The organism is Prauserella cavernicola (assembly GCF_016595675.1).
Classification (GTDB): domain Bacteria; phylum Actinomycetota; class Actinomycetes; order Mycobacteriales; family Pseudonocardiaceae; genus Prauserella_A; species Prauserella_A cavernicola.
In genome coordinates this window covers 39,915-52,473 of record NZ_JAENJH010000004.1, presented here as the reverse complement: position 1 = coordinate 52,473, position 12,559 = coordinate 39,915, and the positions used below count along the sequence as shown (strand labels likewise).

Genomic DNA, 12,559 nt, shown 5'->3' with positions numbered 1-12,559 from the left:
ATGTGGAATTAGCGTTCGTTCGTCACGCGACCCTGCGGGCGCCGGAGAACTCGTCCTGCAGCGGCGCGACCTTCACGACGTCACCCTCGGTGGGCGCGTGCACCATCATGCCGTTGCCGATGTACATGCCGACGTGCGTGACGGGCGAGTAGAAGAACACCAGGTCGCCCGGCTGCAGCTGGTCCCTCGACACGGACTGGCCGTACGTCGACTGCGAGCTGCTCGTGCGGGGGATGCTGATACCCGCCTGCGAGTAGGCCCACTGCGTGAGACCGGAGCAGTCGAACGAGCTGGGACCGGTCGCGCCCCAGCCGTAGGGGCTGCCCCGCACGCTCATGGCGGCGTCGACGGCGACCTGCGCCGCCTGGCCGGGCGCCGTGACAGGACCGACGTCGGGGCCAGTGTCCTGCTGCGAGGCCTGGTCCTCGGAGCTGAGCTGGCCCGCCTGCACGGCCAGTTCCTCGACCTGCTGGTCGAGGCGCTCCTTGCGCGCTTCGAGGTCAGCGGTGATGCGGGCGGCGGAGTCCTTGGCCTCCTGCGCCCTGCGCTGCGCGTCGGCTGCCTGGTTCTCGGCAGCGGTGGCCGAGTCGACGGCCCCCTTGAGCTTGGTCAGCGCCTCGTTCTTGTCGGTCGCCAGGATGTCCAGCGCGGACGAACGGTCGAGGAAGTCCTGGGCCGAGTTACCGGTCAGCAGCGCCGACAGCTTGTTCAGCTGGGCACCGCTGGTGAACGACGCACCGGCGAACCGGTCGACGTCGACGCGGTACCGGTCGATGTCGCCTGCGGCCTGACGCTGGGCCTGGCCCGCGTTCTCGAGCTCCTTGTTGGCCTGCTCGAGCTCGCCTTCCCTGGCTTCGAGGTCCTCTTCGGCCTGCAGGAACTCCTCGTTGAGCCGCTCGGCCTGGGCGGCCATGTCGCGGTATTCCTCGAGGGCGTCGGAACCACTCGGCTGCTGGAGGGCCGGGGTCGGTCGCTGGGGGACGGGGGTGGGGGATGCGGTGGCCGGGGCCTGGGTGAAGGTGACGACCGCGATCACGGCGGAGGCCGCCAACGCGCCCGAGACCACGCGCTTCACGGGATGCGACTGCACGTCGCGCAGGTCTCCTTTGCTATCGGCCGCCTACCGGTGACGTGGGACGCGGGTGAGGTCGGGGGCCCTCGTCGCGTTCCGACGTTCGCGGCGCCGTCGGGCATGGCCGTACCAATGGCACGAGCACCTACCTGAGGTCGCACAGCAGGTCCGGCACAGCTCCCCGACTACAAGCTGTTTCGGCGGCGATCCCACGTCGCCGGTCATGGTCGACCGGCTGCCTGGCGCGAGATCTCGGCCAGATTACGAAAGGACGGTGCCCACGTCCACCAACGGCGCAGCCGAATTCGCCGACCGGACGTGGTTTCTCGTTTAGACCAGCGCTTAGTCGCGCGCTGTGACAGATATAACAACGCGGAGCTGAATACTTTCCGACCGTTCACCTGATCGGATGGACCGCTCGGCGCACCGAGTTTGCGGCTGTAATCAACCGGCCCGGCGCTGCTTCCTCGGCCGTTCGGGCACGAGGCGTAACCGCGGCACCATCCCCGCCTCGGCGAGCGCGTCCACCGCGCGTTGCTCGGCCGGGTCCCACTCCACGGACGGGGGCGCGCCGAGCAGCACGCTCACCACGCACTCGGAGCAGGCGTCGCCGCGGACCTGGCAACGGTCACAGTCGATGACCAGCGTGTCTTCGTCGAAGAAGTCCATGCCGCAGAAGGTAGGGACCCCCACCGACAATTTCCGGCCACCACCGGAGCGCATCCCGCTACCGGGTACCCACGAACTCCCAGTGCCACGGCTCCTCCCGGCCCCCGCCCTGGCGCGCCCACTCGGGGTTCACCCAGCCGAACTCCCTGGCGTTGGCCACAAGCCAGTCGTACTGCGGCGTGCCGAACGAGTCGGCGCCGCCGCAGAGGTCCACCGCGAGGCCCCAGCCGTGGCTGCTGGTGCCCGGAACCGCCGCCAGAGCCGGCTTGCGCCGGTAGAGGTCCACCTGGGCCGGGAACGTGCGGTAGGAGTCCGTCAGGCACAGCTCGCTGCCGAACGTCCCCGCGTACGCCCGGGACATGGCCTGGAACGCCTGGGCCGCGTCGCAGCGCAGCACGTGCGAGTCCACGCCCAGCTGGCACAGCGCCGCACCGGGGATGAGCCCGTTGGGATAACCACCCCAGGCGCCCGCGGCCTCGTCTTCTGCGCCCTCCTGCCCCAACGGCAGCTCGATGCCGCCGCACCGCCACGCGAGCCGGCCCTCTGCCCGCCGCGGGACGGGACCCGCCTCCCGCGTGCCCAGCGAGGGGCGCACGACGCGGAGCAGGCTGTCACCAGCCGGCCGGTCGGCCACAACCACGCCGGCCAGGCGCGCATCGGCCACGAGCATCGTCGCGTCGTCGAGCACGATGCCCACCGACTGCACGCCGTAGCGCTCGGGGCCCGCGAACACGAGGTCGCCTGGCTGCGCGTCGGCCGACGCCACCGGACGTCCGGTGGCGAACTGCTTTGCCACGCCGGCGGGCAGGTCCAGACCGGCGCCCGTGAACACCGACCGCACCAGCCCGTCGCACGAGTAGGCCGCCGGCCCCTCGCCACCCTCGCGCGGCACGTACGGCCTGCCCAGTGCGTCCACGGCGGCCGACACCGCGTCGATCGTCTCCCTGGGCAGGACCAGCAGCCGTTGACCGTCCACACCGACCTGGGCCACGCCCGCCTGCGGGCGGCCGTCCTCGCCGGGCAGCGCGCGCAGTCCGGCCGGCAGCGACGCGGGGTCGCGCAGCGCGGCCGCGGACGGCGGCTCGACACCGGCCGCGGCGAGCCTGCCGAGGTAGGCGCGCCAGCCCTCGGCCGTGCCCTCGTTGCGGTCGCGCTGGGCCCGCTGCTGCGCCACCACGGCGTCGTTGGCCGCGGCGATCGGATCGCGCAGCTCGGCGGAGACGGCGTCGGCACGGTTGGTCGCGTCGCCGCTGCGGCGCTCCAGTTCGGTGACGCAGTCGGTGGCGGCCCGCTCGGCGGCCGCCGCCGAGCGTTCGGACTCCGCGGCCGAGCGCTGCCGTTCCAGTGCGCCGAGCAGCCGCCGGTCCTGCGTTTCCCTGAGCCTGCCGAGCATCGACGTGCCGTCCAGCAGCTCACCCGCGTTGACCGAGGTGACCAGCAGGCGGAACTCGTCGGCCCTGCCCATCGCGCGAAACACCGACCGGGAGAAAGCGTCGACCTCCACCTGCTGAGCCGACAGCGCCGACTCCGCGGCCGCACGGTCGGCCCTGGCCCGCTCGAGCCTCGCGGCGGCGTCGTCGGCCCGCCGCTGAGCCGTGTCGATCCGGCCGGCGAGCTCGCCGAGCTCACGTTGCACCTCGCTCGCGGCGCGCTGCAGGTCCGCGACCACCGGGTTGGCGAAGGCCTCCCCAGGCCTCGGGTCGGGCACCTCCGCACCGGGCGCGATGCCGGCCGCTACGCACGCGCCGCCGCGCTCGGCAGGCGGGGGCTGCCGCGCGGCGGCAGGCACCGGCAGCAGCATCGACCCGGTCAGCACCACCGGAACCAACAGCCTGCCCACCCGCATCCGCGACCTCCAGCCTCGGCGACTCGCGAGTGACAACGAGCCGTACCAGCGAATGTCACGCCCCGGGCGCGGACCTACACGCGACCGAGACGCGCCAGGAAGACAGCGGAGGGCACCGCGTGGGCCCCACTGCCCCTGACCGAGGTGACGACGGCCTGATCGGAGGTCGCGACGACAATCGGCCTGCCCCTCGGCTCCGAGGCGACGAGCGAGCGGATCACGTCGTCGGCGAGCACGCCGGGATCGGAGAACAGCACCCGCACGCCCCTCGGCGCCGCGGCCGGGATCGAAGTCACGCCCGCGCCGTCGAACACCACCGTGAGCTCGGCGCCCGTCCGCGCGGCCAGCGCCGTGAGCTGGCCGATCAGCCGGTTGCGCTGCTCGGCCAACGTCAGCTCAGGATAGCCGGTCTTGGTGACGTTGTAGCCGTCGACGATCGCGTGCGCGTTCGGCAGCGTCAGCAACCGGTCCAGCGTCGCGGGGTCCTGCACGCGATCGCCGTGGTGCTTACCGGTGCCCGCGCCGCGCACGGTGTCGGCGGGCCTGCGCCGGGTGTGGCCGACGGAGAGCTCGTGGCGCAGCCCGTCGACCGCGCCGCCGAGCGTGTCGAGCAGCAACGACAGGCGCACCTCGTCGGCATCGCGGGCCTCCCTGGCCGACTGCCGCGCGTTCTCGGCCTCCGCGACCGCCTTGTCGGCCCGCGTCCGTTCGGTGGCGACGCGCTGCCGCTCACGCTCGAGCTGGGCGGCGAGGTTGTCGATCTCGGAGCCGCGACCGGAACCGGCTCGCTCGGCCTCGGCCCGCGCCTGCTCGGCGGCGTCCTTGGCCTGCCGCAGCACCACACCCTGCTCGCGCAGCCTGCCGCGCAGCTTGTCCAGCTCGGCCTCACGCTCTCCGCGTGCCTCTTCGGCGGCGGCGCGGGCCTCGTCCAGCTCGGAGCGCAGGCGTTCCAGCTCACCCTCCAGCCGCCGCGACTTCGCGACCGCCGCGTCCCGCTCCACCCGCAGCGCGGTCTCCCCTGTGTTCTTGGCGACCAGCCGCACGCGGGAGGTGGCACTGGACTCGCCGAGCAGCACAGCCGCGGCCGCGGCGAAGACGGAGTCCGGCGAGTTCGGGTCGAGCGCGTCGGTGCGGTGCTCACGCAACCACTCCAGTACCGCGGTGCGGAACCGGCTCGAGTCACGCAGGCCGGTGAGCAGCGCGGTTCCCCCGACCTTGGCCCGCTTGGCCGGGGCGAAGCGAGCGATGGGCCTCAGCTGTCGCGGGATGTCGTCGGCGGGGAGCTTGCCGAGTGCCGCGGCCGACAGCTCCGCGATGCGCTCGCGCACCGGCTCGGGCAGAGCGAGCCAGTCGAGTTCGTCGGAGTCGGGTGCTTCGGGGTCGCCGGGCACGCCGGCAGCCGGCCCGGGAGGCTCTTCCCCGGGCCGGTCGGAGTGCGCGGACGACGGCAGCATCCATCAAGCTTAATTTCCTGGAGCCGAGAGCGCGCCCTATGGGATCTCCACCCGCGAGACGACCGGCAGGTGGTCCGAGGCCTCGGGCTCCGTGTCCAGCACCTTCGTCTCCACGGGCCGCGCCGAGCCCCCGGTGAGGACGTAGTCGATCCGCCGGTCGGGCGACGCGGACGGATACGTCGCGCCATCGCCGTCGCCCGCGGTCCACGCGTCGGTGAACACCTCGTCGAGCGTGCGGATCTCGGGTGCGCCCGGCAGCGCGTTGAGATCGCCCACCAGCACGGACCGCTCGGCCGAACCCGCGAGGTCCACGATCTCGCGGGCCTGGCTGAGGCGGTCCTGCTCCGAGCCGGCGGCGAGGTGGGTGTTGTACAGGTGCACGGGCACCCCGTCGACGTCCAGCTCAGCGTGCAGCAACCCGCGCTGCTCCTCGCCGGGCGAGGAGGTCAGGTGGGTGTTCTCCGCCGAGGTGATCGGATACCGCGACAGGACCGCGGTGCCGTACTGGACGCGCGGGCGGCCCTGCGCGGGAGGGTCGCGGTCGATGTTGGCGCCGAACGCGACGTGGTAGCCGAGCAGTTCGGCCAGCTCGCCCGCCTGGTCGGCCCAGTCGCTGCGCTCCGAGAAGTGCTTGTCGACCTCCTGCAGGCCCACCACGTCGGCCTCGCTGGACCTGATCACCCTCGCCGTGCGCTCGAGGTCCAGCACGTCGTCGGTGCCCTGCGCGTGGTGGATGTTGAACGACAGCACGGTGAGCTCACCCACAGCATGCGCCGGGGCCGTCGTGAGCGCGGCCAGCGTGCCTGCCGCCAGCGCGAGCGTCAGTGCCCGTCGCGGTCCCCTGCCCGTCCTCAGCGTCCGCATCGTCACCTCCAGACGAGTCGTCGTGAGGCTGATCATTCCCTCGGATGTCCGTTTCCAGGGCGACGCGGCGGTGAATCGGTGGCGAAGAACTGTCGGTGGTCGTGCCTAGGGTGCCGATCATGCAGCTGACGTTCGACGAACTCGGTACTCCCCTGCGCGACACCACGTTCGTCATCGTCGACCTGGAGACCACCGGCGGCGCGCCCGGCCCGCAGGGCATCACCGAGATCGGGGCGGTCAAGGTGCGCGGCGGCGAAGTGCTCGGCGAGTTCGGCACGCTCGTCGACCCCGCGGCGCCGATCCCGCCGCAGATCGTCGCGCTCACCGGCATCACCACGGCGATGGTGCAGGCCGCCCCCCGCATCGAACGGGTACTGCCCGCGTTCCTCGAGTTCGCCGCGGGCTCGGTGCTGGTGGCGCACAACGCGGGCTTCGACGTCGGTTTTCTGCGCGCGGCCTGCCAGGGGCACGGCTACGCCTGGCCCCGTCCGCCCGTCGTGTGCACCCTCAAGCTCGCGCGCCGTGTCCTGACGCCGCAGGACACGCGCAGCCACCGGCTCTCCGCGCTGGCGACCGTGTTCGGCGCGCGCACCAAGCCCACCCACCGGGCGCTCGACGACGCGAAGGCCACGGTGGACGTCCTGCACGGGCTGCTGGAACGCGTCGGCCCGCTGGGCGTGCAGTCGCTGGAGGAACTGCTCGACTACCTGCCTGACGTCACGCCCGCGCAGCGCCGCAAACGTGGGATGGCCGCACACTTGCCCGAGCGTCCCGGTGTGTACCTCTTCCGCGGTCCAGGGGACGAGGTGCTCTACGTGGGCACCTCGAACAACCTGCGCCGCCGTGTCCGCCAGTACTTCACCGGCTCCGACAGCAGAGGCCGGATCAGGGAGATGGTGGGCCTCGCCGACCGCGTGGACGGCATCGAGTGCGCACACGCGCTGGAGGCGCAGGTGCGGGAACTGCGGCTGCTCGCCGCGCACCGGCCCTCCTACAACCGCCGCTCGAAGAACCCGAGGAAGGCCTGGTGGGTGACGCTCACCGACGAGGCGTTCCCGCGCCTGTCGGTGGTGCGGACCGAACGCGACGGCGCGCTCGGCCCGTTCGGCTCGCAGGCCCGAGCCAAGGTCGCCGCCGACGCGCTGGCCGGCGCCACCGGCCTGCGCACCTGCACCCAGCGCATCCCGGCCACGGGCGCCGACGCCCGGCCGTGCGTGCTGGCCGAGCTGGGCCGGTGCGGGGCACCTTGTGCGGGCAGGCAGAGCGTCGAGCAGTACACGCCCTCCGTGCGGCTCGTCATCGACCTCGTGCGCGGCACGGACAATTCGGCGCTGCACGCCGCTCGCGAACACGTCGACGCGCTCGCCGAGGCCGAGCACTTCGAGCAGGCGGCCCGCAGGCGCGACGAACTGGTGACACTGCTGCGCGGCGTCGAGCGCGGGCACCGGCTCGCGGCGCTGGCAGGCATTCCGGAGCTGGTCGGCGCGGCTCCGGACGGAGCGGGCGGCTGGGAGTTCGCCGTGGTGCGACACGGCAGGCTCGCCTCGGCGGGCGTCGCGCGCCGAGGGGTGGCACCGATGCCGGTGGTCGACGCTCTCGTGGCCTCGGCGGAGACGGTCCTGCCTGGCCCCGGTCCGCTGCGCGGCGCCGCCGCCGAGGAGGCCGGTGTGCTCCTGCGCTGGCTGACCGGACCCGGGGTGCGGCTGGTGCGCACGGCGACGCCGTGGGCCGAGCCTGCGCACGGCGCGGGCGGCTGGCGCCCGTGGCTGGACCGCGCCGCCACGGCCACCACGCTGGAACACCTCGCCTGAGCACTCCCCGCACTGGCGCCTAGATGCGGTGAAGGGCACCTTTACTGCACTGAACGCGGTAAAGGTGCCCTTCACCGCGTACGGGCGCCGCACCGGCTCACCGGGCTACGATCACCGCGGAAAGCCCATGCCCTTGCGAGGAGGCCCACGTTGATCACCGCGATCGTCCTGATTCACGCCGCCGCGGACAGCATCCCCGAAGCCGCCCAGGCGATCGCGGACATCGAAGGGGTGTCCGAGGTGTACTCCTGCGCCGGTGACGTCGACCTGATCGCCCTCGTGCGCGTACCCACCCACGAGGGCCTCGCCGACCTCATCCCGGCCAGGATCAGCAAGGTCGACGGCGTGCTCGGCACCGACACCCACATCGCGTTCCGCTCCTACTCGAAGGCCGACACCGAGTCGGCGTTCGAGATCGGTGTCGAGGACTAGAGACAACCCCCGACACGCATCGAGGCCCCCCGCGTCGTACGCAGGGGGCCTCGATGGTGTCTGGCGGTCAGTGCTCGCGGGAGCCCGCGCCTGCCTCTTCGGTCTCTTCGGTCCGCTGGGACTCAGCGTCACCGTTGTGACCGTTGTGGCCGTTGGCCCGCGCGCTCTCCAGAGCGGCGGTCTCCTCGGCCGGGTCGGGCGAGATCCAGCCACCCGCCACGGGGTGTCCGGCGGAGCCGAGCTTGTTCATCTTCTTCGGCACCGGCGCGCCCTGGTACTCCAGCGGCAGCGGGTGACCGTGGTCGTCCACCGGGCCCAGCGGCTGGTGGATCTCGATGAACTCACCGTGCGGGAGCCGCTTGATGATGCCGGTCTCCACACCGTGCTCGAGCACCTCGCGGTCGGCCCGTTGCAGGCCGAGACAGATCCGGTAGGTGATGAAGTACGCCAGCGGTGGCACCACCAGCACTCCGATCCGGCCTGCCCACGTCGTCGCGTTCAGTGAGAGATCGAACGTGTACGCGATGATGTCGTTGAAGCCGGACAGCTCGAGCACCATGAAGAACGAGATCGCCATGACGCCGAGGCTCGTCCTCACCGGTGCGTCCCGGGGGCGCTGCAGCAGGTTGTGGTGCGCGGTGTCCTTCGAGAGTTTCTTCTCGATGAACGGGTACGCGATGAGCACCGTGAACAGAATGCCCATTCCGATCGCGCCGGCGAAGAACACCGGCGGGATCGTGTAGTTGCCGATGTAGAGCTCCCACGCCGGCCAGATACGTAGGATGCCGTCCGCCCACGCCATGTACCAGTCGGGTTGTGAACCCGCCGAGACTTGTGACGGGTTGTACGGACCCAGATGCCAGATGGCGTTGATCTGGAACAGCCCGGACATCAGGGCGACGAAGCCCGTGACCACCGCGAAGAACGCACCGGCCTTGACGGCGAACATCGGCATGATGCGCACGCCGACGACGTTGGTCTCCTTGCGACGGACACCCGGGAACTGCGTGTGCTTCTGGTACCAGACCAGTGCGAGGTGCGCCGCGATCAGGGCGAGCATGATGCCCGGGATGATGAGGATGTGCAGCGTATACATTCGCGGCACGATCACCATTCCGGGGAACTCGCCCCCGAACAAGGCCCAGTGCAACCACGTCCCCGCCACGGGAACCGAGAGCACGATGCCCGACAGAGTCGCGCGGATACCGGTACCGGAGAGCAGGTCGTCCGGCAGCGAGTAGCCGAAGAAGCCCTCGAACATGCCCAGGATGAGCAGCAGCGCGCCGATGATCCAGTTGGCCTCGCGCGGCCTGCGGAACGCTCCGGTGAAGAACACGCGGAACATGTGGACCATCATCGCGGCGACGAAGATCAGCGCCGCCCAGTGGTGCACCTGCCGGACGAACAGTCCACCTCGGACCTCGAAGGAGATCTCGAGCGTGCTCTCGAACGCGCGGGACATCTCGATGCCCTGCAGGTTCTGGAACGGGCCCTGGTAGACGACCTCCTCCATGGAGGGATCGAAGAACAGGGTCAGGTACACCCCGGAGATGATCAGGATGATGAAGCTGTAGAGCGCGATCTCCCCGAGCAGGAACGACCAGTGGGTCGGGAAGACCTTGTTCATCTGGTGGCGCAGGCCCTTGGCCGCGATGTATCGCTTGTCCGCGTTGTCGGCGGCGTCGGCGGCATGTCGCTGGACAGCGCTGGAGCCCTTGGTCGGCGTGGTGAGTGAGCTCATGACTTCCGCTCCCAGTAACCGGGTCCGATCGGCTCGATGAAGTCGTGCCGCGCGATCAGGTATCCATCACTGTGCACCGTGATGGGCAGTTGCGCCAACGCTCGCGTGGCCGGGCCGAAGATGGGCTTGGCGTACTCGAGAGCGTTGAACTGCGACTGGTGGCACGGGCACAGGATCCGGTTGGTCTGCTGCTCGTACAGCGAGGTCGGGCAGCCGACGTGGCTGCAGATCTTCGTGTACGCGTAGTAGTCGCCGTAGTTGAAGTCTTCCTGACCCTTGCGCTTGATGACCTGCTCGGCGTCGTCGGGGCGCAGGCGGATCAGCATCACGGGGTTGTCGGAGCGCTTGAGCGCGTGCACGAGCGCGTCGTGGTCGTCCCGCTCGGACTCCCGGAACGGGAAGACCGTCTCCATGCCGCCCGCGTCGAGGTCCTCGGGACGCACCAGCGAGACCTCGCCGAAGTCACCGGTGTGCCGGCGCATGTAGACGATCTGGCCGGGGAACTCCGGCTGCCAGCCCGTGTGGGCGAGCGAGTCCGGGCCGTTGGCGTCCGCCCACGGGTTCTTGATGAAGGACGCGACCGGCAGCGCCACCGCGCCGAGGCCCAGCACGCCCGCGCCGAGACCGGCGCTGCGCTTGATCATCGACCGGCGGCCGATGGTGCTGCGCTCGCCCGCGTCGGCGAGGTGCGCGACGAAGGTCTTGCGGTCGAGCTCGGGAGAGCCCTTGCCCATGTTGTCGCTGCGCTGCTGGACCGAGACCTCGGCCGGGATGAACTTCTTGCTGTACACCAGTACGCCCACCGAAATGGCGAGCACCGCGACGCCCAGCGTGATGCCGAGCACCGGCGTGTAGAGGCTGTACCAGAAGTACCCGTCGCTGTTCGACGGCGGCTCGTACTGCCACGGCCACCAGATGAGGGCCACGAAAAAGGCCACGCCCGCCACGGCCGCGAGCAGGAACCAGAGCGCGACGACGCGCTCGGCGCGCTTCTCCGCCTTGGTGCCCTTGACCGGCCACGGGTCCTCGTACTCGACGATCTCGACGCCGTCCAGCTTGCCGCCGAGACGCAGAAGCTCCTCACGGCTCATGGCCGCGAGCTCCTCGTCCGTCGGACGCTGGTCCGGCTCGTTACCGCTACTCATGGTTCTATGCCCTCGATCCGATCCACAGGGTGGCGCCGATCAGCGCGCCGATACCCACGACCCACGCGACGACACCTTCGGACGCCGGTCCGAAGCCACCGAGGCTGCTACCGCCGGGGTTGTTGCCCTCGTTCACCGACTTGACGTAGGCGATGATGTCTTCCTTCTCCTCCGGCGTCAGCTGCCGGTCGGAGAACTTCGGCATGTTCTGGGGGCCGGTGAGCATGGCGGTGTAGATCTCGTCCTCGTTGGCAGGCGCCAGGTGAGGCGCGAACTTGCCGGCCGAGAGAGCACCGCCCTGTCCGGTGAAGTTGTGGCAGGACGCGCAGTTGAGGCGGAACAGCTCGGCGCCGCGCGCCGGGTCCTCGCCACGCAGGGCCTGGCCGGTCTCCGAGGGACGCTCCGGGCCGCCGCCGTGCGCCTGGATGTAGGCGCCGAGCGCGTCGATCTCCTCGGGCGTCAGCTTCGCGGGCTTGCGGTTGGCCTGGGCCTCCTGACGCACCATCGGCATGCGGCCGGTGGAGGTCTGGAAGTACACGGCCGCGTCGCCGACACCGATCAGGTTCGGGCCCTTGTCCTCGACGCCCTCGAGGTTCGCACCGTGGCACGAGATGCACGTGTTGTTGTAGATCTGCTCGCCCTTGCGCAGCAGCGCCGGGTCGACCTGCGCCTCGGCTGTCTGCGGCTGCGGCGCGAACACCGCGTAGAGGGCGCCCGCAGCGATCAGCGCCATGCTGAGCGCGAGCAGGCCGGCCATCCGCCGACGGAACTTCGTGCGGCGACCCGCGCGCCGCTTGCCGGCGGTGCCGGACTCTGTGCTTCTGGTCATCTTCTGCGGCAACCCTTGCTGTCAGTTCGGCAGATAGTGCTGGTGGTCAGGGAACGATGTAGATCACCGCGAAGAGCCCGATCCACACGATGTCGACGAAGTGCCAGTAGTACGAGACGACGATCGCCGAGGTCGCCTGCGCCGGCGTGAACTTGCTCAGCCGGGTACGGATCAGCAGGTAGACGAACGCGATCAGACCGCCGATGACGTGGAGTCCGTGGAAACCGGTGGTCAGGTAGAAGACCGTGCCGTAGGCGCCGGACGGGATGGTGACGCCCTCGCCGATCAGCGTGACGTACTCGCCCGCCTGGCCTGCCACGAACACCGTGCCCATGATCAGCGTGATCAGGTACCAGCGCCGGAGGCCGAAGACGTCGCCCCGCTCCGCCGCGAACACGCCGAACTGGCAGGTGAACGACGACGCCACGAGGATGATCGTGAACGGCAGCGCATACGGGATGTCCAGATGGATCGGCTCACCGTTGGCCGGGTTCAGTGGTGGCCAGTGCCCGGTGTCGTTCTGGGCCTTGACCGTGAAGAACATCGCGAACAGCCCAGCGAAGAACATGAGTTCGCTGGACAGCCAGACGATCGTGCCGACGCTGACCATGTTCGGCCTGTTCAGCGAGTGCACCCGCTGGCTGATGGTGGGAGCTGCCGTTGTCACGTTTCGCATTATGTCTCCCCCTGGCCGGA

11 protein-coding genes are annotated in these 12,559 nt (G+C 70.5%); 2 read left to right on the top strand and 9 right to left on the bottom strand.

Features of this window, described 5'->3' with window-relative positions:
* Positions 1 to 22: 22 nt before the first annotated feature.
* The 5 genes from JHE00_RS18010 to JHE00_RS17990 all read right to left on the bottom strand — a co-directional run bounded on the left by JHE00_RS18010 (position 23) and on the right by JHE00_RS17990 (position 5,905).
* Positions 23 to 1,090: a C40 family peptidase gene (locus JHE00_RS18010; RefSeq protein ID WP_200319493.1), complete on the bottom strand. Its 1,068-nt coding sequence runs from the start codon at positions 1,088 to 1,090 to the stop codon at positions 23 to 25.
* A gap of 426 nt (positions 1,091 to 1,516) precedes the next feature.
* Complete coding sequence (locus tag JHE00_RS18005; protein WP_200319492.1) at positions 1,517 to 1,741, bottom strand: hypothetical protein; 225 nt, start codon at positions 1,739 to 1,741, stop codon at positions 1,517 to 1,519.
* A 58-nt stretch (positions 1,742 to 1,799) separates the two neighbouring features.
* Positions 1,800 to 3,587 (bottom strand): D-alanyl-D-alanine carboxypeptidase family protein, encoded by a 1,788-nt coding sequence (locus JHE00_RS18000; protein ID WP_200319490.1) that lies wholly within the window; start codon positions 3,585 to 3,587, stop codon positions 1,800 to 1,802.
* A gap of 74 nt (positions 3,588 to 3,661) precedes the next feature.
* The gene (locus JHE00_RS17995) at positions 3,662 to 5,041 is read right to left on the bottom strand and encodes an NYN domain-containing protein (protein WP_200319488.1); all 1,380 of its coding nucleotides are present in this window, start codon (positions 5,039 to 5,041) and stop codon (positions 3,662 to 3,664) included.
* Positions 5,042 to 5,077: 36 nt separating this feature from the next.
* The gene (locus JHE00_RS17990) at positions 5,078 to 5,905 is read right to left on the bottom strand and encodes an endonuclease/exonuclease/phosphatase family protein (RefSeq protein ID WP_200319486.1); all 828 of its coding nucleotides are present in this window, start codon (positions 5,903 to 5,905) and stop codon (positions 5,078 to 5,080) included.
* A gap of 119 nt (positions 5,906 to 6,024) precedes the next feature.
* Between JHE00_RS17990 and JHE00_RS17985 the strand changes: the two genes are divergently transcribed.
* Both JHE00_RS17985 and JHE00_RS17980 read left to right on the top strand, forming a co-directional pair.
* On the top strand, positions 6,025 to 7,716 hold the full coding sequence (locus JHE00_RS17985; protein ID WP_200319484.1) for a DEDD exonuclease domain-containing protein: 1,692 nt from the start codon (positions 6,025 to 6,027) through the stop codon (positions 7,714 to 7,716).
* Positions 7,717 to 7,866: 150 nt separating this feature from the next.
* Positions 7,867 to 8,148, top strand: a complete 282-nt coding sequence (locus JHE00_RS17980) for an Lrp/AsnC family transcriptional regulator (protein WP_200319481.1) — start codon at positions 7,867 to 7,869, stop codon at positions 8,146 to 8,148.
* Between the two features lie 67 nt (positions 8,149 to 8,215).
* Here the strand turns inward: JHE00_RS17980 and qcrB are convergent, their stop codons facing one another.
* Genes qcrB through ctaE form a run of 4 tightly spaced genes read right to left on the bottom strand, consistent with a single transcriptional unit; the run spans position 8,216 to position 12,539 of the window.
* A complete protein-coding gene (qcrB, locus tag JHE00_RS17975; RefSeq protein WP_200319479.1) occupies positions 8,216 to 9,889 on the bottom strand; it encodes a cytochrome bc1 complex cytochrome b subunit in 1,674 nt (557 codons plus the stop codon).
* The gene (gene qcrA / locus JHE00_RS17970) at positions 9,886 to 11,034 is read right to left on the bottom strand and encodes a cytochrome bc1 complex Rieske iron-sulfur subunit (RefSeq protein ID WP_200319477.1); all 1,149 of its coding nucleotides are present in this window, start codon (positions 11,032 to 11,034) and stop codon (positions 9,886 to 9,888) included. The genes qcrB and qcrA overlap by 4 nt, the downstream gene beginning before the upstream one ends.
* 4 nt (positions 11,035 to 11,038) lie before the next feature.
* Positions 11,039 to 11,863 (bottom strand): cytochrome bc1 complex diheme cytochrome c subunit, encoded by an 825-nt coding sequence (gene qcrC, locus JHE00_RS17965; protein WP_230424533.1) that lies wholly within the window; start codon positions 11,861 to 11,863, stop codon positions 11,039 to 11,041.
* A 46-nt stretch (positions 11,864 to 11,909) separates the two neighbouring features.
* Entirely contained in the window at positions 11,910 to 12,539 is a 630-nt protein-coding gene (ctaE, locus tag JHE00_RS17960; RefSeq protein ID WP_200319475.1) for an aa3-type cytochrome oxidase subunit III, read from the bottom strand.
* Positions 12,540 to 12,559 lie beyond the last annotated feature (20 nt).

Coding starts and splice junctions, on each gene's coding strand:
- qcrC (WP_230424533.1), bottom strand. CDS start 11,863: ATGACCAGAAGCACAGAGTCCGGCACCGCCGGCAAGCGGCGCGCGGGT.
- qcrA (WP_200319477.1), bottom strand. CDS start 11,034: ATGAGTAGCGGTAACGAGCCGGACCAGCGTCCGACGGACGAGGAGCTC.
- JHE00_RS17985 (WP_200319484.1), top strand. CDS start 6,025: ATGCAGCTGACGTTCGACGAACTCGGTACTCCCCTGCGCGACACCACG.
- ctaE (WP_200319475.1), bottom strand. CDS start 12,539: ATGCGAAACGTGACAACGGCAGCTCCCACCATCAGCCAGCGGGTGCAC.
- JHE00_RS18000 (WP_200319490.1), bottom strand. CDS start 3,587: ATGCGGGTGGGCAGGCTGTTGGTTCCGGTGGTGCTGACCGGGTCGATG.
- JHE00_RS17995 (WP_200319488.1), bottom strand. CDS start 5,041: ATGCTGCCGTCGTCCGCGCACTCCGACCGGCCCGGGGAAGAGCCTCCC.
- JHE00_RS18005 (WP_200319492.1), bottom strand. CDS start 1,741: ATGGACTTCTTCGACGAAGACACGCTGGTCATCGACTGTGACCGTTGC.
- qcrB (WP_200319479.1), bottom strand. CDS start 9,889: ATGAGCTCACTCACCACGCCGACCAAGGGCTCCAGCGCTGTCCAGCGA.
- JHE00_RS17990 (WP_200319486.1), bottom strand. CDS start 5,905: ATGCGGACGCTGAGGACGGGCAGGGGACCGCGACGGGCACTGACGCTC.